The 17,688-nt window shown below is 44.3% G+C and carries 18 protein-coding genes and 1 other RNA gene; 10 read left to right on the top strand and 9 right to left on the bottom strand.

What is annotated here, in order from left to right:
• The first annotated feature begins 168 nt into the window (after positions 1–168).
• The 5 genes from epd to L0992_13690 all read left to right on the top strand — a co-directional run bounded on the left by epd (position 169) and on the right by L0992_13690 (position 6,014).
• A complete protein-coding gene (gene epd, locus L0992_13710; protein ID XGB66754.1) occupies positions 169–1,218 on the top strand; it encodes an erythrose-4-phosphate dehydrogenase in 1,050 nt (349 codons plus the stop codon).
• 166 nt (positions 1,219–1,384) lie between these two features.
• Positions 1,385–2,548 (top strand): phosphoglycerate kinase, encoded by a 1,164-nt coding sequence (locus L0992_13705; GenBank protein XGB66753.1) that lies wholly within the window; start codon positions 1,385–1,387, stop codon positions 2,546–2,548.
• Between the two features lie 155 nt (positions 2,549–2,703).
• Positions 2,704–3,780, top strand: a complete 1,077-nt coding sequence (gene fbaA / locus L0992_13700; protein ID XGB66752.1) for a class II fructose-bisphosphate aldolase — start codon at positions 2,704–2,706, stop codon at positions 3,778–3,780.
• A 378-nt stretch (positions 3,781–4,158) separates the two neighbouring features.
• Entirely contained in the window at positions 4,159–5,025 is an 867-nt protein-coding gene (gene mscS, locus L0992_13695) for a small-conductance mechanosensitive channel MscS (protein ID XGB66751.1), read from the top strand.
• Between the two features lie 467 nt (positions 5,026–5,492).
• Complete coding sequence (locus L0992_13690; GenBank protein XGB66750.1) at positions 5,493–6,014, top strand: TetR/AcrR family transcriptional regulator; 522 nt, start codon at positions 5,493–5,495, stop codon at positions 6,012–6,014.
• A 66-nt stretch (positions 6,015–6,080) separates the two neighbouring features.
• Here L0992_13690 and L0992_13685 read toward each other — a convergent pair whose 3' ends face one another.
• Positions 6,081–6,710 (bottom strand): LysE/ArgO family amino acid transporter, encoded by a 630-nt coding sequence (locus L0992_13685; GenBank protein ID XGB66749.1) that lies wholly within the window; start codon positions 6,708–6,710, stop codon positions 6,081–6,083.
• A 142-nt stretch (positions 6,711–6,852) separates the two neighbouring features.
• On the opposite strand from L0992_13685, the gene L0992_13680 reads away from it, so the two are divergent.
• Entirely contained in the window at positions 6,853–7,749 is an 897-nt protein-coding gene (locus L0992_13680) for a LysR family transcriptional regulator ArgP (GenBank protein XGB66748.1), read from the top strand.
• A 110-nt stretch (positions 7,750–7,859) separates the two neighbouring features.
• Positions 7,860–8,573: an oxidative stress defense protein gene (locus L0992_13675; protein XGB66747.1), complete on the top strand. Its 714-nt coding sequence runs from the start codon at positions 7,860–7,862 to the stop codon at positions 8,571–8,573.
• A 117-nt stretch (positions 8,574–8,690) separates the two neighbouring features.
• Here the strand turns inward: L0992_13675 and serA are convergent, their stop codons facing one another.
• From serA to zapA, 5 genes are all read right to left on the bottom strand, one after another.
• Positions 8,691–9,920 (bottom strand): phosphoglycerate dehydrogenase, encoded by a 1,230-nt coding sequence (serA, locus tag L0992_13670; GenBank protein ID XGB66746.1) that lies wholly within the window; start codon positions 9,918–9,920, stop codon positions 8,691–8,693.
• A 261-nt stretch (positions 9,921–10,181) separates the two neighbouring features.
• Complete coding sequence (rpiA, locus tag L0992_13665) at positions 10,182–10,838, bottom strand: ribose-5-phosphate isomerase RpiA (protein XGB66745.1); 657 nt, start codon at positions 10,836–10,838, stop codon at positions 10,182–10,184.
• A 101-nt stretch (positions 10,839–10,939) separates the two neighbouring features.
• Positions 10,940–11,539: a 5-formyltetrahydrofolate cyclo-ligase gene (locus tag L0992_13660; protein XGB66744.1), complete on the bottom strand. Its 600-nt coding sequence runs from the start codon at positions 11,537–11,539 to the stop codon at positions 10,940–10,942.
• Positions 11,540–11,545: 6 nt separating this feature from the next.
• Positions 11,546–11,728, bottom strand: a non-coding RNA gene (ssrS, locus tag L0992_13655) — 6S RNA.
• An 11-nt stretch (positions 11,729–11,739) separates the two neighbouring features.
• Entirely contained in the window at positions 11,740–12,048 is a 309-nt protein-coding gene (gene zapA / locus L0992_13650; GenBank protein ID XGB66743.1) for a cell division protein ZapA, read from the bottom strand.
• Positions 12,049–12,356: 308 nt separating this feature from the next.
• Here zapA and L0992_13645 point away from each other — a divergent pair, with 308 nt between their 5' ends.
• From L0992_13645 to L0992_13635, 3 genes are read left to right on the top strand one after another with little or no spacing between them, the layout of a single operon-like run.
• A complete protein-coding gene (locus tag L0992_13645; GenBank protein ID XGB66742.1) occupies positions 12,357–12,932 on the top strand; it encodes a YecA family protein in 576 nt (191 codons plus the stop codon).
• Positions 12,933–12,956: 24 nt separating this feature from the next.
• Positions 12,957–14,135 (top strand): 2-octaprenyl-6-methoxyphenyl hydroxylase, encoded by a 1,179-nt coding sequence (ubiH, locus tag L0992_13640; protein ID XGB68739.1) that lies wholly within the window; start codon positions 12,957–12,959, stop codon positions 14,133–14,135.
• An 11-nt stretch (positions 14,136–14,146) separates the two neighbouring features.
• Complete coding sequence (locus L0992_13635) at positions 14,147–15,370, top strand: FAD-dependent 2-octaprenylphenol hydroxylase (protein XGB66741.1); 1,224 nt, start codon at positions 14,147–14,149, stop codon at positions 15,368–15,370.
• A gap of 99 nt (positions 15,371–15,469) precedes the next feature.
• Here L0992_13635 and L0992_13630 read toward each other — a convergent pair whose 3' ends face one another.
• From L0992_13630 to ygfZ, 3 genes are all read right to left on the bottom strand, one after another.
• Positions 15,470–15,676 (bottom strand): DUF1107 domain-containing protein, encoded by a 207-nt coding sequence (locus L0992_13630; GenBank protein ID XGB66740.1) that lies wholly within the window; start codon positions 15,674–15,676, stop codon positions 15,470–15,472.
• A 562-nt stretch (positions 15,677–16,238) separates the two neighbouring features.
• Positions 16,239–16,700, bottom strand: a complete 462-nt coding sequence (locus L0992_13625; protein XGB66739.1) for a YbaK/EbsC family protein — start codon at positions 16,698–16,700, stop codon at positions 16,239–16,241.
• A gap of 4 nt (positions 16,701–16,704) precedes the next feature.
• Positions 16,705–17,676, bottom strand: a complete 972-nt coding sequence (gene ygfZ, locus L0992_13620; GenBank protein ID XGB66738.1) for a tRNA-modifying protein YgfZ — start codon at positions 17,674–17,676, stop codon at positions 16,705–16,707.
• Positions 17,677–17,688: the final 12 nt, after the last annotated feature.

The following is a 17,688-nucleotide window of genomic DNA, read 5'->3' as shown; positions in this document are numbered from 1 at the left end:
CGAGCGCTGAGCTCGGTTTTTTGTATCTGGGGTTTGTTTTCTCCTAGACTCATCTTTATACGCAGCAGATCAATCTGTCCTAAGTAGGCTGAGTTATTCAAGTAATGCCTTTTGGGTAGGATTCAGTTATCATCTGTTGCACGAAATTTTGGTTAGATGTACGGAACTATGCTAAAAGTCGCGATAAACGGATTTGGAAGAATAGGGCGTAATGTGTTACGCGCTGTTTATGAAAGTGGCAAAAGCCAACAAATCAAAGTAGTAGCTGTCAATGAGCTTGCTCAGCCTGACGCTATGGCTCACCTATTGCAGTACGACACCAGTCACGGCCGCTTCGGTAAGAAGATCTCCAACGACCAAGAGCACATCTATGTCCATCACGGCATTGGTGCGGAAGATAAAGGTGATTTTGACACGATTCGTATCTTGCACCTTGCTGATATCGAGTTGTTGCCTTGGCGTGATCTTGAGGTGGATATTGTACTCGACTGTACCGGTGTTTACGGTTGCCGAGCTGACGGCCTAGCGCACATAGCTGCTGGGGCGAAAAAGGTACTGTTTTCACATCCTGGTGCTAATGATCTTGATAACACCATTATCTATGGCGTGAATCACGATACCATCGAGGCAGACCATCGAATCGTTTCCAACGGTTCATGCACCACCAACTGTATTGTTCCTATCATTAAGGTTCTTGATGACGCCTTTGGCATCGAGTCCGGTACTATCACAACGATTCACTCTTCAATGAATGATCAACAAGTGATTGATGCGTACCACAGCGACCTTCGCCGTACTCGAGCTGCGAGCCAATCCATCATTCCTGTCGATACCAAATTGCATAAAGGTATTGAAAGAATCTTCCCGAAATTTTCTAACAAGTTCGAAGCGATATCTGTGCGTGTACCAACGGTAAACGTAACAGCGATGGATTTAAGTGTCACAATTAATACAAATGTGAAAGTTAATGACGTAAATCAAACCATTGTTAATGCGTCCCAGTGTACATTACACAATATAGTTGACTATACTGAAGCGCCGCTCGTTTCCATCGACTTTAATCACGATCCCCATAGCGCAATCGTCGATGGTTCACAAACTCGAGTGAGCAACGGCCACTTAGTAAAAATGCTAGTGTGGTGTGACAATGAATGGGGCTTTGCGAACCGAATGCTGGATACGGTTCTCGCAATGCAAGCTTCTGAAGGCAAGAAGTAAGACCTAGAAGCAAATGTGCGGATTATTTATTTTTTAGCTTGAAATAAATGCTAAGTGTCCACATATTACGAGTAGTTAAAGAATTACCAGTTGAATAATTTATAGGCTTAGCAGGGTTGCTGAGTTTCCAAAACTTTATTTTTATTTAAATTTGAGAGGACAAATCATGTCTGTGATCAAGATGACTGACCTGGAACTTGCAGGTAAACGCGTATTTATCCGTGCTGACCTAAACGTACCAGTAAAAGACGGTAAAGTAACTTCAGATGCACGTATCCTAGCATCTCTACCAACTATCAAGCTTTGCCTAGAAGCTGGTGCAAAAGTAATGGTTACTTCTCACCTTGGTCGTCCTACTGAAGGCGAATACAACGAAGAGTTCTCTCTAGCTCCTGTAGTTAACTACCTAAACGACGCACTAGACTGCGAAGTTAAACTAGCTAAAGATTACCTAAACGGCCTAGAGCTAAACGCTGGTGAACTAGTTGTTCTTGAAAATGTTCGTTTCAACGAAGGTGAGAAGAAGAACGAAGAAGCACTTTCTAAGCAGTACGCTGCGCTATGTGACATCTTCGTGATGGACGCATTCGGTACAGCTCACCGTGCACAAGCATCTACTCACGGTGTTGGTACTCACGCTCCTGTAGCATGTGCAGGTCCTCTTCTTGCTGCTGAGCTTGAAGCTCTTGGCAAAGCAATGGATAACCCAGAGCGTCCGCTAGTTGCTATCGTTGGTGGTTCTAAAGTATCGACTAAGCTAACAGTTCTTGAGTCTCTATCTAAAATCGCTGACCAACTTGTTGTTGGTGGTGGTATCGCGAACACATTCATCGCAGCTGAAGGCCACAACGTAGGTAAGTCTCTATACGAAGCTGACCTAGTTGAAACGGCTCAGAAGCTAATGAAAGAGTGTGCTATTCCAGTAGCGACTGACGTTGCATGTGCTAAAGCATTCGACGAAAACGCAGAAGCTGAAATCAAGCACGTTTCTGAAGTACAAGACGACGACATGATCTTCGACCTTGGCCCAGATTCAACTGCTGCACTAGCTGAAATCATCGGCAACGCAAAAACTATCCTTTGGAACGGCCCTGTAGGCGTATTCGAATTCAAAAACTTCGAAGCGGGTACAGCGGGTATCTCTAAAGCAATCGCTGAGTCTGCAGGTTTCTCAGTAGCAGGTGGTGGTGACACGCTAGCAGCTATCGACAAGTTCGGTATCAAAGCTGACGTTTCTTACATCTCTACTGGCGGCGGCGCTTTCCTTGAGTTCGTTGAAGGTAAAGTACTTCCTGCAGTAGCAATGCTTGAAGAGCGTGCTAAAGCATAATTGATTTAGAAAGGCGAGATGCGAATCTCGCCTTTTAACGTTTGCTGCATATCACACTTTTTTGCTAGAATGGCATAAGTTGTGAGCAAACGATTGCAAGTTTTTGAACTTAAGTTTTTTAATCTTAAAACGATAGAATAAATAGGACTATTTCCATGTCTAAGATCTTCGATTTTGTAAAACCTGGTGTGATTTCTGGCGATGACGTACAGAAAGTATTTGAAGTAGCAAAAGAAAACAAATTTGCTCTTCCTGCTGTAAACGTTGTTGGTACTGACTCTGTAAACGCAGTACTAGAAGCAGCTGCTAAAGTTAAAGCTCCAGTAGTTGTTCAGTTCTCTAACGGTGGCGCTGCATTCTTCGCAGGTAAAGGCGTTAAACTTGAAGGTCAAGGCGCACAAGTTCTTGGCGCTGTAGCTGGTGCAAAATACGTACACGCTGTAGCTGAAGCTTACGGTGTTCCAGTTATTCTACATACTGACCACGCTGCTAAGAAACTTCTTCCATGGATCGACGGTCTACTAGACGCTGGTGAAGAGTTCTTCGCACAAACTGGTAAGCCTCTATTCTCTTCTCACATGCTAGACCTTTCTGAAGAGTCTCTAGAAGAGAACATCGAAACATGTGCTAAGTACCTAGAGCGCATGGCTAAAATGAACATGACAATCGAGATCGAACTTGGTTGTACTGGTGGTGAAGAAGACGGCGTAGATAACTCTGATATGGACGCATCTGAGCTTTACACTTCTCCAGAAGACGTAGCATACGCATACGAGAAACTAATGGCTGTTAGCCCACGTTTCACTATCGCTGCTTCTTTCGGTAACGTACACGGTGTTTACCAAGCTGGTAACGTTGTACTTACTCCAACTATCCTACGTGATTCTCAAGCATACTGTGCAGAGAAGTTCGGTATCGCACCTAACGCTCTAAACTTCGTATTCCACGGTGGTTCTGGTTCTTCTGAAGCAGAAATCCAAGAGTCTATCGGCTACGGTGTTATCAAAATGAACATCGATACTGATACACAATGGGCAACTTGGGACGGTATCCGTCAGTACTCTGCTGACAACTTCGATTTCCTACAAGGTCAAATCGGCAACCCAACTGGCGAAGCTGCTCCAAACAAGAAGTACTACGATCCACGCGTATGGCTACGTGCTGGTCAAGCTTCAATGGTTGCTCGTCTAGAGAAAGCATTTGCTGACCTTAACGCTGTAGACGTACTATAATTCTTTGAATTAAGTACTCTTTAAGTTTTAAAAACCCGCTCATTGAGCGGGTTTTTTTATGTCTGATAAAAACTTGTATTAATTATGTGAAAAACCTAGCGTGCGGTGAATAAATTTCGTAGTCTTTTAGTTATCGGTATTTGTGTTTATCAGTAAGTTTTATTATTTCAAAAGCTTACATAAATATGACTTTGCAATCTGTCAAAGATAGGATATCGTGCCGAAAAACTGGACTTGGTTCAGTTTATAAAAAAGGACTTGGCTTGAATTTACTTTTAACACAATGACTTAACAGAAATTAAACTGTTTGCTTTGTTGTTTGGTAGGTTTGGCTTAAGGCAGTTTAGCTCATAGCATATTACATAGAGGATGCACATTATGGCTGAGAGTTCTACAACGATTGAGACCCCGCTTGTGGATGGTCTTTCAAATGCAGAACAATGGTTAACGGATAACTCAGATTTGTTTATTCAATACGGTGTAAACATTATTTCTGCGCTCGTTATTCTATTTATTGGTAACTTAATCGTTAAAGCAGTAGCGAATAGCGTGTCTAAGGTTCTTCAGAAGAAGAAAATGGACCGAGCGGTTGTCGAGTTTATCCATGGCTTAGTTCGTTACTTGTTATTTGTTATTGTTCTAATTGCAGCTCTTGGTCGCTTAGGTGTTCAAACAGCATCTGTCGTTGCTGTAATTGGTGCGGCTGGTTTAGCTATCGGTCTGGCTCTACAAGGCTCACTATCTAACTTTGCTGCTGGTGTACTTATTGTTGCGTTCCGTCCATTCAAGTCTGGCGACTACGTGGAAATCGGTGGTGTAGCGGGTTCAGTTGATTCAATTCAAATCTTCCAAACTGTTCTAACAACACCTGACAACAAAATGGTTGTGGTACCAAACGGCAGCGTTATCGGTAGCCCAATCACGAACTACTCACGTCATGACACACGTCGTATCGACCTAATGATCGGTGTTTCTTACGGTGCTGATCTACAAAAGACCAAAGAACTTCTGACTAAGATCTGTGAATCTGATGAGCGCGTATTGAAAGAACCAGGCGTTCAAGTGGGTGTTCACACACTTGCTGACTCTTCAGTTAACTTCGTGGTTCGCCCATGGGTTAGCACTGCAGAGTACTGGAATGTTTACTTCGACCTGATGCAAGCAATAAAAGAAGGCTTGGATAAAGAAGGTATCGAAATTCCATTCCCACAAATGGATGTGCACATGAATAAAGTAGAAGCTTAATTCTTTAATCGGCTTTTACAGCGGTAAGCTTTTATAACGAAAGGCGGATAACTTAGGTTTTCCGCCTTTTTTGTTATTTTCAATATCACTAATCCTGTTCGTTGTTATCACTGTTTAGCTTCTTTTCTTTGTATCTCCTTATTTCGCGTTCTACTCGACGTTGGCCACAACGATGCTTTCAACATCGCATATAAGGGCTTTCTTACTTCTTGTCCTCCCAAAATAGCCAATAAACATAAACCGCCAGGAATCAAAATCATCATCAGTAGTGGTCGAAGTAGGTAAGAGAAGCAAAATATCGTGGGCAGAAAAATCAGCACTTGTCCCAGTCGGTTTAATATCTTCATCATGTCCGTATCTCCAAAGTTAAAATGAGCATGCTCATTTTTTATAATTGAGCGCGCTCAATTTGTCAAATTAGAGCACTAAGAGTATGATCAAGCTTGATTTGAGAAGGGTGTATTTTCGTGAGTAAGAGAGAGATAACGAAACAGAAGATCTTAGCGTCTGCTTGGGAGTTGTTTGGGGAAAATGGTTATGACAACACCACAACTCGCCAGATCGCTCGTCACGCGGGTGTGGCAGATGGCACGGTGTTTAGTCATTTTGAAACCAAGCTGACGATTCTTCGAGAAGGGATGCTATCGCAGTTGGAAAAGATTGGTCAGGAGGTGTTAGCGGCTGAGCAAGATAAACGTGCTGTGGATGTAGGTATCTCGCTGATTGAACACTACTATCGCTATTATTTTGATAATGTTGAGTTAAGTCGAGCGTTACTCAAAGAGGTCATTTGGGATTTAGACTATTATCGTACCTTTGATCAGGCACTCTTTCAGACGGTTAATGTCGATGCTTCTATTTCTGAAAAAATGCCATTGATTATGGATAGCTATTTCATGACCTTGATAAATCACTTGAGCCAACCTGAACCAAGCCTTGAAGCTGCGTTGAGTGAACTGAACAACAAAATTCGGGTCATTCTAGCTTAATTCATTATATCAATGAGTCACTCATGGCATCTCTGGCTTGGTTGGTAGCCTCTGTTCTTTAAGTGATTACCAGTATTGCTCGATCAGTCCATTGGTAAGCACAGCAGCAATAGCGAACATCATGGTCGCTACTGCGATATCAATGCCTTTCTTAACCTTCGGTTTAGATAGCGTTGGGCCTAGCTTTGCTGCGCCCAGTGACAGAGAGTAAAACCAAACAAATGAAGCCAAGATGGTTCCCATAGCAAAAGCAATTCTGTCGTTACCTTCAAACTGTCCGCCAATCGAACCAAGAATCACCACCGTATCCAAATATAGGTGTGGGTTTAATACTGTCACCGCCAAGGCGCCCAAAATAACGGTGCGCTTACCACGAGCCAGTATCTCTCCTTTTGACTCCTCGCTTGAGCGCGCTTTAAAGGCACTGCGCAGTGATAACAAACCATACACGGTTAGAAAAGCGATACCGCCTAACGTCACTGAGGTGAGTAGCAATTCATTTTGCGACAGAATCGCACCGCCACCAAAAATACCCAATGAGATAAACAGAGTGTCGAGCAGGCTACAAATTGTCGCTGTGGTTAAATGGTGGTTGCGCTTTATTCCTTGATTTAGGACGTACGCATTCTGAGCGCCAATAGGGATAATCATGCTTGCCCCTAGACCAAAACCTTGTAATAAAACCCAAAAACTCATTTTAACCTCCACTTATTTAACGATATTTACGTGCTATATGGCGAAGATACTCCGACCCTTAGAATAAGTATAATTAATGATTTTAATCTATTATTAGAGTTGCTAATGTAGGGTTAAGTTAGCTTAAAAAGGAATCGAATTGATGCGTGGATTGGATTATAAATGGATAGAAGCACTGGATGCTGTGGTGAAACAACGTAGCTTCGAAAGGGCTGCGGAGCAGTTATACATCTCCCAGTCTGCGGTGTCTCAACGCATCAAACAGCTAGAAAAGTGGTTAGCTCAGCCTGCTTTGGTGAGAGAAAACCCGCCTAGGCCGACTCCTGCAGGGAAAAAGTTATTGGGTTTGTATCGCCGGGTTCGTTTGTTAGAGCATGAACTGGTGCCAGAGTTGATGAACGAAGATAGCGCCCAACCTTTATCAATCTCTATTGCTACCAATGCAGATAGCTTAGCGACATGGTTGTTGCCTGCATTATCGGATGTGATGAAGTCTCGCCAAGTGGAACTGAACCTCGCGATTCATGGTGAAGCGAGAACCATTGATAAGATTAAAAGTGGTGAGGTTGCTGGTGCAATCAGTTTAGAGTCTCAAGCGATCCCCGGTTGCAGTGCTGACTATCTTGGCAGGATGGATTATGTGTGTGTGGCGAGCCCTGACTTCCATCAGCGATATTTTTCTGAAGGCGTAAACTATGCCACATTAAGCAAGGCACCGGCGGTTTCTTATGACCAATACGATGATCTGCATAAGAAGTTTCTGCACGATCACTTTAACGTACCAAGGGACAGCGTAATCAATCACACAGTCGGCAGCTCGGAAGCATTTGTGCGTTTAGCGTTGTCAGGTGTTGCCTATTGCTTGATCCCTCGGTTGCAGATCATCGATGAGCTAGAGTCCGGTGTATTGATCGATATTACGCCCGGTTTTTTGTTGTCTTATCGTATCTATTGGCACCACTGGCAGCTTGAAAGTGGGGTACTCAAAGAGATATCTCAAGCGATATTAGGTTTTGCTCACAACCACTTACCTCAGTAAATTGTTGGTTTTTTCAGCGTCAAAGTTCTGTTAGAAGTTCGGCACCAGGATTGGCTAAACGGCAAATTGCTCTATGATGAAAGTACATTTGTTTAGCACAGGTCTACCTAATGAAGTTTGCACCAAAGATGTTAGCAACGTCTCTTACTCTTACTGCAGCGTTGAGTGCTGTGAGTTTTCCATCATTGGCTGACTCTCCATCCTTCCCGCATATTTCAACGACGGGCTACGGTGAAGTGATCGCAACACCAGATATGGCGACATTCTCTGTTAGAGTCGTGGAATCGACGATGACTGCTGAACAAGCTAAAAATACCGTTGATAAAGTAGTGACTGGCTTTCTCAATAAACTGCATCAAGCCGGTGTCGATGAGACGAGCGTACACAGCTCTAACCTGTACCTATCTCCTCAATATCACTATCCAAAAGATGGTAAACCAGAATTGGTAGGCTACCGCGCTTCACGTAATGTGACCGTTCAAGTGAATGAGCTAGCTAATCTTAATGAGTACATGGATATTGCGATTGGAGAAGGCATTAATCAGATCGACAACATTCAGCTTCAAGTTCGTGATCAAGCTAAGTATCAAGAACAAGCGCGTTTAGAAGCCATCAAGGATGCGCGCTCGAAAGCGAAATCATTAGCGAGTGGTTTTGAGCGTGAGCTAGGTGATGTTTGGCGTGTCGATTACAACGCACAATCTTCTCAGCCTGTGCTAATGCGTTCAATGGCGATGGATGCGAGAACAGAGTCGAACTCTTATGAAGACTCAACGATCACCATTCGCGATCGCGTTAATGTGATCTACCAGATCGAAGAGTAATGACAGTGCTATAGAGGCTTTTGGATCATGATGATCTAATTACCTACGATAGGCCAAATACTAAAAAGGCTCTCATCATGAGAGCCCTTTTGTTTTTACTAATATCGAGTTCGATGATTAGTGAAGTAGACGAGCACGGATTGTGCCTTCGATCTCTTTCAGTTTAAGCAGTGCTTCTTCTGAACGATCTGCTTCTACATCGATAACTACATAACCCATATCAGCTGCAGTCTGTAGGTACTGACCCGCGATGTTGATGCCTTCTTCAGCGAAGATGGTGTTAATCTGAGTTAGGATACCAGGGCGGTTTTCGTGAATGTGCAGCAAACGAGACGTGCCCGTGTGTAGCGGTAGAGATACCTCTGGGAAGTTAACACTTGATAGCGTAGAACCGTTATCTGAGTATTTCGCTAGCTTGCCAGCCACTTCAACACCGATGTTCTCTTGCGCTTCCTGAGTTGAACCACCTACGTGAGGCGTAAGAATCACGTTGTCGAACTGCATCAATGGCGACTCAAACGGGTCTGCATTGGTTTTTGGTTCTGTTGGGAAAACGTCGATCGCTGCACCTGCAAGGTGACCAGAATCTAGAGCGCCACACAGAGCTGGAATGTCTACCACTGTGCCACGCGCTGCGTTGATAAAGATAGAACCAGGCTTCATGCGCTCGAACTCTTCTTTATCCATCATGTTCTTAGTTTCGTTGGTTTCAGGGACGTGTAAAGAGATCACATCACACTTATTCAACAGTTCAGTCATGGTATGAACTTGTGTTGCGTTACCCAAAGATAGCTTGTTTTCGATGTCGTAGAAGTAAACGCGCATACCAAGGTTTTCCGCAATAATACCCAGTTGAGTACCAATGTGACCGTAACCAATAATACCTAAACGCTTACCACGAGCCTCGTAAGAGTTGTCTGCACTCTTTTTCCAAATGCCACGGTGCGCAAGAGCGTTCTTTTCTGGAATGCCACGAAGTAGCAATAGAACCTGACCAAGAACTAGCTCAGCAACACTTCGAGTGTTTGAGAATGGTGCATTGAACACAGGGATGCCGCGCTTTGCTGCTGCTTGAAGGTTGACTTGGTTAGTACCAATACAGAAACAACCAACCGCAACCAGCTTTTCAGCCGCATCAATCACTTCTTGGGAGATGTTTGTGCGAGAACGGATACCAATGAAGTGAGCATCTTTAACTGCTTCAAGAAGTTCATCTTCCGGTAGCGAGCCTTTGTGGTACTCAATATTTGTGTAACCAGCAGCTTGCAGTACTTCTACAGAAGAAGGGTGAAGACCTTCTAGAAGTAGAATTTTTATTTTTTCTTTTTCCAGTGAAACTTTGGCCATTGTTCTCGTCCTTAAAATGGAAAGGTTGGGCAAATGCGGCGCACGTGCTACAAAATGGCTGAAAGGGGAACAAATTCACCACTTTGTTAGGAGACAAACGTTTTCCCTGTGCGTCTTCTGAACAATAAAGTAACAAAAAAAAAATGTTTTGGGTAAGAAAATTACGGAATAAGACATAATTTTACAGGTATAAAGCAAAAAAAACGGCGCCCTTGAGCACCGTATGTAATGAAGTAACAGAAAAACTCAATCTTCTATTATTTATTCTTCGATTTTTGCACCTTCTGGTGTGCCAGTGATAACCACATCAGCACCACGGTGAGCGAACAGACCAACCGTTACCACACCAGCGATACCATTGATGATATCTTCTAGTTGTTTCGGGTTTTCGATCGCCATGCCGTACACGTCTAGGATCATGTTGCCGTTATCAGTTGTGCAACCTTCGCGGTAAACTGGGTCACCACCAAGCTTTACTAGTTCACGTGCAACGTATGAACGCGCCATTGGAATCACTTCAACAGGCAGTGGGAATTTACCCAACACATCGACTGCTTTAGTGCCGTCAACAATACACACAAACTTATCAGAGATAGCCGCTACGATTTTTTCACGAGTCAGAGCAGCACCGCCGCCTTTGATCATGTCGCGAGTTGGGTTGATTTCATCTGCGCCATCAACATAGATGTCTAGCTTAGCGACATCGTTACACTCATACACTTTGATTTCTAGTGCTTCTAGTTTTTCAGTAGAGGCTACAGAGCTTGAAACCGCACCTTTGATTTTGTCTTTCATTGTGCCAAGTGCGTCGATGAAGTGATTTACTGTTGAGCCAGTACCTACACCTACAATGCTGCCTTCTTCAACATATTGAAGTGCTGCCCAGCCAGCTGCTTTTTTCATTTCATCTTGAGTCATGCCATTCTCCTGAATAAGGTCTTGCGCTTTGAATTAATCGTTCGCGTATTGAAGTTAACGTTTGGTATCGAGGTTAACGTTTGCGGCGCGATTATAGCGCTTTAATGGTTGTTTTCCCATTGCCAAGTTTTACTCGGAGTCACGATTTTAGGCAACGGAATGTCCCAACCTTCAATTGGTAAGCGATCGACATGTTGGCAATCGTGAGCAAGGCCAATAGGTGTTGCGCCATTGCCCGTCTCGAACCACTTCGCCAAGGTGCGATCGTAATATCCGCCGCCCATGCCTAAGCGATGCCCTTGAGAGTCAAAGCCGACAAGGGGCGTAAGAATAAGGTCGAGTTGCTGGCAAGGTTTAACCAGCATCTGATTGAGCTGAGGTTCGACAATACCGTATTTATTCAAGACCGTCGGTGTTGTTGGCGAGTAGTGCAGAAATAGCAGGTGTCCGGCAGAGAAGGGGTGCAATACTGGTAAATAAGTTTGCTTACCTTGCGCCCATAACCATTCGATTAAAGGCTGGGTATCGAGTTCGCCATCAATGGAAATATAAAGAGCGATATGCTGAGCAGACTGAATCTCATTGAGTTGAGAACACTGCTTAACTAAGTCTATACCGGATTGAGTTTGTTGGTCGCCAGATAAGGCATTGCGCTTGATACGGATCTGTTTGCGAAATTCGCTGCGTGTGAGCGTCTTCATAAGAAGGGATACCCCAAAGTGCCGTTGAGAATAGATGGCCCTTGAACCAGCGAGTTCAAGGCGGATCAGCAATGATTACCGTAGGCTTCTCGGCGGACCGAGCATGCTCAATAGCACTCAAGTACTAACCCTTAGGGATTGCTTATCGGCTCGGGGACGTGAATCCTCTGACAAACACTCCAGGGTAAATTTTGTGTACGCTATTGCTGTCCGTGCTTAACTTTACTGAGGACATCTGAAAGTGATGTCGTGAGCTGTTCCATTCGCTCGGTCAGTGCGTTTTGTTCGTCGTTTGCTTCAAACTTCTTGGTTTGTAGCTCATAACAAATATTCAGAGCTGCGATCGTTAGCAGCTTCACTTCATTGGTTACCTTAGTACGTTCAGCCATCTCTTTCAATCGATTATCAAGATCGGCCGCCGCTGCAATCAATGACTCTTCTTGCCCTGGTGGACAATTCACTCGAGTCAGTTTTCCTAATATTTCAACGTCTACCGCTTGATTACTCATGATGGATGAACTCTTTAACGCGCTATTTTAAGGCTGTTGCCCTTCGCCATTTTTTGAGAAAGAAAAAGTGCAAGTACCGATGAGGAAGCAATCTCCTCTGAGGGAGAAACTATAGGTAAACCGCTATTAAGATTCAAGCTTTTCAGAGTGACTGTTTGTAAATGAGAGCTTGAGCACACAGTAATTCAGCAAATTGAACAATTGATAGTCAGTCATCCTTCAATTGCTGGGGATCGATGCTTACCAGAATTGGGGTGAAGTGTTACGATTATACTATCGATATAAAGAATAACTGAGCGAGCTATCTGATGAGCGAAACTACTTTACCTGACTACCTAACGGTTGCGACTGAACTTCAATCGGCAAGTCTAGCCGTAACCCCTGCTGAGATGCATGGTTTATTAACGGGTATGTTAAGCGGAGGCTTAAACCTTGCAGATAAAAGCTGGCAACCACTGATCTTCGATTACACCAATGAAGGCATGGGCTGGCCAGATCGCGCGCTAACGCTAGCGGAAGCAACATTGAAAGTTACAACCAGTGAAATCACAGGCTCAGGTATGGAACTGTCTATGTTACTGCCGGATGAAGATGCAAGCGCGAGCGTGTTTGATCTTGCTGATGGTGTGTCTGATTGGATTAACCATTTCATTTCTGGTTTGGGGCTTGTTGGGGCTCAATTGAACAAAGCGTCTGAAGGCACCAAAGAAGCGTTGGCGGATCTTGAAGAGATGGCGAAGCTAGGCATTGATGAAGAAGATGATCTGGAAGAGCAAGCACAACTTCTAGAACACGTTATTGAGCACGTAAAAGCGTGTGCACTAACGATTCATGCTGAATTCGGTGCACGCCCATCTGAAGATGCGGCGCCAACCATTCATTAATTAGTTGGCCGGTTTGAGGTTATGATGGCTCAGTATGATGTTGTAATTGCTGGTGGCGCAATGGCAGGGGCAACCTTAGCCCTTGCTTTGAATCACCTAAGCCAAGGTTCATTGTCGATTGCGGTAGTGGAGCCTTATCAGGTTGATCATCAAGCTCATCCAGGGTTTGATTCTCGTTCGATTGCTTTGTCCTATGGCACGGTGCAGATCCTGGATTCTTTGCAGTTGTGGCAATCTATCGCTCCAGTAGCGACCCCGATTAAAGATATCCATGTTTCGGATAGAGGACATGCCGGAATGACAGACATCTACAGTGAAGAGCTTGCTGTAGATGCGCTTGGCTACGTGGTCGAGTTAGCCGATGTGGGGCGAATCTATCAACAGAAACTTGAATCAGAAGCGGCAATTACCATGCTTTGCCCTGAGTCTGTCAGTAAAGTTGAACGTGAAGAAGCGTTGACGACGATTGAACTGACAAGTGGGCAAACCATAACGACTAAGTTATTGGTTGCTGCCGATGGCGCTATCTCAACCTGTTGCCAACAGCTCAATATCTCATTGAGTGAGCACGACTTTGAGCAAGTCGCTGTGATTGCCAATATCGTGGCGAGTGAACCTCACCAAGGTCGCGCATTTGAGCGTTTTACTCACCATGGGCCAGTTGCTCTATTACCGATGAGTGACAACCGTTTATCGCTGGTTTGGTGTTTGACACCAGAGCAAGCACAAAAAGTGATGACGCTAAACGACAACGAATTTCTTGAGCAGCTGCAGAACGATTTTGGCTGGCGATTGGGTCGACTAGAGAAAGTCGGCAAGCGTGCTAGTTACCCACTGATTCTTCGTCATCGACAGCAAAATATCTCTCATCGATTTGCTATTGTTGGCAATGCCGCTCAAACGCTCCACCCAATTGCGGGGCAAGGCTTTAACCTTGGTATCCGAGATGTGGCTTCCTTGGCAGAAGAGTTATGTCACCAGTTGGATGATGTGGGTCGTTACAATGGTCTTGTTAACTTTAGAAAGCGTAGAGAACAAGACAGAGACGCAACGATCACGCTGACTTCAAGCTTAGTTCATCTGTTCTCAAACGATTTTATGACCGCTCGCATTGGGCGTAATCTTGGGTTAGCCGTAATAGATAACCTTCCACCACTTAAAGGTCCACTTTTGCGTCATACGCTTGGCCTAGTAGAAAGATAAGGTAATAAATAATGATGCAAAGTGTTGATATCGCGATTGTTGGTGGTGGCATGGTTGGCCTAGCGCTTGCTGCTGCCTTGAAAGACAGTGACCTAAGAATTGCTGTCATTGAAGGCAGAGCGCCTAGTGAAGGGCTGAGCGAGCTGCCTGATGTACGCGTGTCTGCATTGAGTCGTTCTAGTGAAGTTATTCTTCGTAACCTAGGGGCATGGCAAGGCATTGAACAAAGACGAGCTGCACCATATCAAGCGATGGAAGTGTGGGAGCAAGACAGCTTCGCTCGTATTGAGTTTGACTCGACACGCTTGGCTCAGCCGAACTTGGGTCATATCGTTGAAAATCGTGTGGTTCAATTAGCGCTGCTTGATCAGGTTAAGAAGCAAGACAATGTCAGCCTGTATATGCCCGCAACGTGTAAAACGATGGCGATTGGTGAAAGTGAAGCTTGGTTAACATTGGACAATGGTCAAGCTCTGACTGCTAAGCTGGTTGTTGGAGCAGATGGCGCAAACTCTTGGGTTCGTAAGCAGCAAGATATCCCATTAACACATTGGGATTACGGCCACAGTGCGATTGTCGCGAACATCAAAACCACAGAGCCGCACCACAGCGTTGCTCGTCAAATATTCACACCTCAAGGCCCATTGGCATTCCTACCAATGCAACCAAGCCACATGAGCTCGATTGTTTGGTCTACGGAGCCTAATCGTGCCGAGAAGCTTGTATCAATGTCAGATGCTGATTTTAATAAACAGCTAACGTCAGAGTTCGACTCAAAGCTCGGACTGTGCGAAGTGGTTGGTGAGCGTTTTGCCTTCCCACTACGCATGCGTTATGCGCGTGACTTTGCGGTAGAGCGTGTGGCTTTGGTTGGTGATGCTGCTCATACCATTCATCCATTAGCAGGGCAGGGCGTTAACCTTGGCTTATTAGACGCAGCAAGCTTAGCACAAGAGCTGTTAAAGCTATGGTCTGCGGGTGAGGACATTGGCACCAAGCGTAATCTTCGCGGCTACGAGCGCTGGAGAAAAGCAGAGGCTGCGAAGATGATAGCTTCAATGCAGGGCTTTAAAGATCTGTTTGAAGGCGATAACCCAGCTAAGAAGCTGATTCGTGGTATCGGTATGAAGCTTGCTGGCCAATTACCGGGTGCGAAAGATGAGATCATGAAGCGCGCACTGGGTTTGTCAGGTAATCTTCCTGACTTAGCTAAGCGACCAGTGACTCATAGATAGTGACATAGTGTTCTGGTGATTTATCGAATCATCATTGATACGAAAAAAGGGTTGGCATTATGCCAACCCTTTTTGTTTTTAATTCTGTAGGTAATCAGGTCATGCGTACGCGCAGCGCAGTTTCATGATTTCACTATTTATTTCTTTCACTGTTTGAAAGTGACGTTTTTCTGCTCGGTCTGGTAGTACTAGCTTACCGTTATCAAACTCAAATTTTCCTACGCCGTAAATGTAGATTCGTCCTTTGAAAAGTCGACTTACATGTTTAGCAATCATACTCGGTGTATAGCGCTTAAACAGTCTCATTCTTAATTATCCTTATATTTACCTAGCCTGCATATTATAGAAAAACTCCGAGATAATAATTGTGATAAGCATGGAGTAATATGCAGTAGAGTTGACGTTAATTAGATATTTGTGCTGTTCTAAGCACTTTCTTCAGTAAATATCTATTTTTACGTGAGCTCCTCCCCAAAATAATACTGAGTAGTGAACTGCCGTGAACTTTCCTGTTCGGTATTAAGCAGTGATAATGTTACAAGTATAAGAATAGGCGGGATTTTTTTGTTTGTGTAATCAAATTGTAAATTTTGGACAAAAAAAAGCCCGTCTAAAACGGGCGAATAGTCACAGATGCATTACACAAAAGTGGATACTGATGTTACTCAGTGGATTCACTTGTACTGATTTGCTTAATAGCTAGTCAGTAAATTCACAATAACGCAAATTTAACTTTGTGACTACTTATGCTTTTATTTTGATTAACTATTTAATGTTGGCGTGTTTTTCTTATGACGAGCTTCACACTAAATATGTATCTAATGAAAAATTTAAAGAAGGTTTGCGATCAATTACGTCTTAGAATGGATCATCGACTGATCTCTGCAACGATTGGCGCGCATAACGCCATAAGATCCTCGAGATCAAGTGCAACACCTGCCATTCGATCACCAGAGCTAATGGTCACGGTTGAGTTGTTCTGAATGGAAGGATCAAAAATGATCGGCATGTGCCTCTTTAGAGCAAGCGGACCGACACAACCAACCTTAAAGCCGGTGATGGATTCCACATCGGTGAGTGATACGCAGGTCATTCGACGGCAATTCAGCACTGAGCGTACTTTCTTGGGATCGACAGAGCGATCGCCTGCTGTACAGGCCAACGCATATTGGTTTCCCATATCCTTGAGCAGGATGCACTTCACCATTTGAGATGGGTCGATGCCTCGCTCTTGCGCGGTTTCTTCAATGTTAGTGGTTGGTTTGCTTTGCATCAGCAGGCGATAATCCACCTGCTGTTGATCTAGCCATTGTGTAATCAGTGTTTCCACGTGATTACTCGTCTTCGAGGCTGTAAGGCAGTGGCAGGATATTCCATACTTGATCAGGTTGCGCAGTCAATCGAAGCTGAACATCTTTATCAAGGTTGTTTGGCAATACCATCAAACCAATCGCTTTGTTATCAGCAAATTGATATACGTTTAATAATCGACCTGCACCACGCCAGTTCTCACCCACGCTGCGCTCTAGTTCAATAGGGTTCTCTAGAGACAATACTTCTGCTGTTGTTCCTGAAACAATGCGCATCTCACGCTTGTTCATGCCACGGTATTTAGCACGAGCTACTGTTTCTTGACCTGTGTAACAGCCTTTTGAAAAGCTGATACCGCCAATCGCTTGCAGATTAAGCGCTTGAGGAATGTGCTCGTTTTGCTCTGCTTTCGATAGGTTCGGTTGAGCATCAATAATTTCATGATATTGCCAAAGTGCTTCTGATACTTTTTCTGCTGAGCTACTCGAGATTATGGTTGCTGCAGCTTCTTCTGTAATAAGCAGCGCCCAACGATTGTCAGAGACTTTAACCGCGCTACCACCAGAGATAGTACGCACATTACCTTGGCTTTCTGAAATAGAATCAATGTATTGATCCGCAGACGCGCCCATCACACCGATAACAACATCTGTCGTTTGTTCAATATCAACCTTAGAAAACACAGCGTATTTTTTGATTTCAACGAGCTCGACTTCAATCGCAGATTTAGGCTGCATGAGTGCGTAACCGCCATTGTGATGGAACAGGCGGAAGATGCTCCATACCTTTCCTTTTGCATCACAGTGTGCGCCTAACGTGGATTCATCATTAGGAAGAGTGACGACATCGCACGTTACTTGACCCTGCAGGTACGACTTTCTGTCATCGCCTATCATGGTGATTGCGCTCCAGTCTGACACGTGTGTCATCATCAGTTCTGGAAGCGATTCATTTTGCGTATGAGCGAGTGGCTGAAATGTGTTTTTCCAATCCATTTTATCTTTCCT

It is taken from the genome of Vibrio pomeroyi (assembly GCA_041879425.1).
Lineage (GTDB): Bacteria > Pseudomonadota > Gammaproteobacteria > Enterobacterales > Vibrionaceae > Vibrio > Vibrio pomeroyi_A.
Note: the sequence above shows the minus strand (reverse complement) of the source record. Positions and strands in the feature narration are given on the sequence as shown.

Bases quoted from the DNA above. Each gene is read 5' to 3' on its own strand.
- epd (XGB66754.1), top strand. From the start codon at position 169: ATGCTAAAAGTCGCGATAAACGGATTTGGAAGAATAGGGCGTAATGTG.
- L0992_13705 (XGB66753.1), top strand. From the start codon at position 1,385: ATGTCTGTGATCAAGATGACTGACCTGGAACTTGCAGGTAAACGCGTA.
- fbaA (XGB66752.1), top strand. From the start codon at position 2,704: ATGTCTAAGATCTTCGATTTTGTAAAACCTGGTGTGATTTCTGGCGAT.
- mscS (XGB66751.1), top strand. From the start codon at position 4,159: ATGGCTGAGAGTTCTACAACGATTGAGACCCCGCTTGTGGATGGTCTT.
- L0992_13685 (XGB66749.1), bottom strand. From the start codon at position 6,710: ATGAGTTTTTGGGTTTTATTACAAGGTTTTGGTCTAGGGGCAAGCATG.
- L0992_13680 (XGB66748.1), top strand. From the start codon at position 6,853: ATGCGTGGATTGGATTATAAATGGATAGAAGCACTGGATGCTGTGGTG.
- L0992_13675 (XGB66747.1), top strand. From the start codon at position 7,860: ATGAAGTTTGCACCAAAGATGTTAGCAACGTCTCTTACTCTTACTGCA.
- serA (XGB66746.1), bottom strand. From the start codon at position 9,920: ATGGCCAAAGTTTCACTGGAAAAAGAAAAAATAAAAATTCTACTTCTA.
- rpiA (XGB66745.1), bottom strand. From the start codon at position 10,838: ATGACTCAAGATGAAATGAAAAAAGCAGCTGGCTGGGCAGCACTTCAA.
- L0992_13660 (XGB66744.1), bottom strand. From the start codon at position 11,539: ATGAAGACGCTCACACGCAGCGAATTTCGCAAACAGATCCGTATCAAG.
- zapA (XGB66743.1), bottom strand. From the start codon at position 12,048: ATGAGTAATCAAGCGGTAGACGTTGAAATATTAGGAAAACTGACTCGA.
- L0992_13645 (XGB66742.1), top strand. From the start codon at position 12,357: ATGAGCGAAACTACTTTACCTGACTACCTAACGGTTGCGACTGAACTT.
- ubiH (XGB68739.1), top strand. From the start codon at position 12,957: ATGGCTCAGTATGATGTTGTAATTGCTGGTGGCGCAATGGCAGGGGCA.
- L0992_13635 (XGB66741.1), top strand. From the start codon at position 14,147: ATGATGCAAAGTGTTGATATCGCGATTGTTGGTGGTGGCATGGTTGGC.
- L0992_13630 (XGB66740.1), bottom strand. From the start codon at position 15,676: ATGAGACTGTTTAAGCGCTATACACCGAGTATGATTGCTAAACATGTA.
- ygfZ (XGB66738.1), bottom strand. From the start codon at position 17,676: ATGGATTGGAAAAACACATTTCAGCCACTCGCTCATACGCAAAATGAA.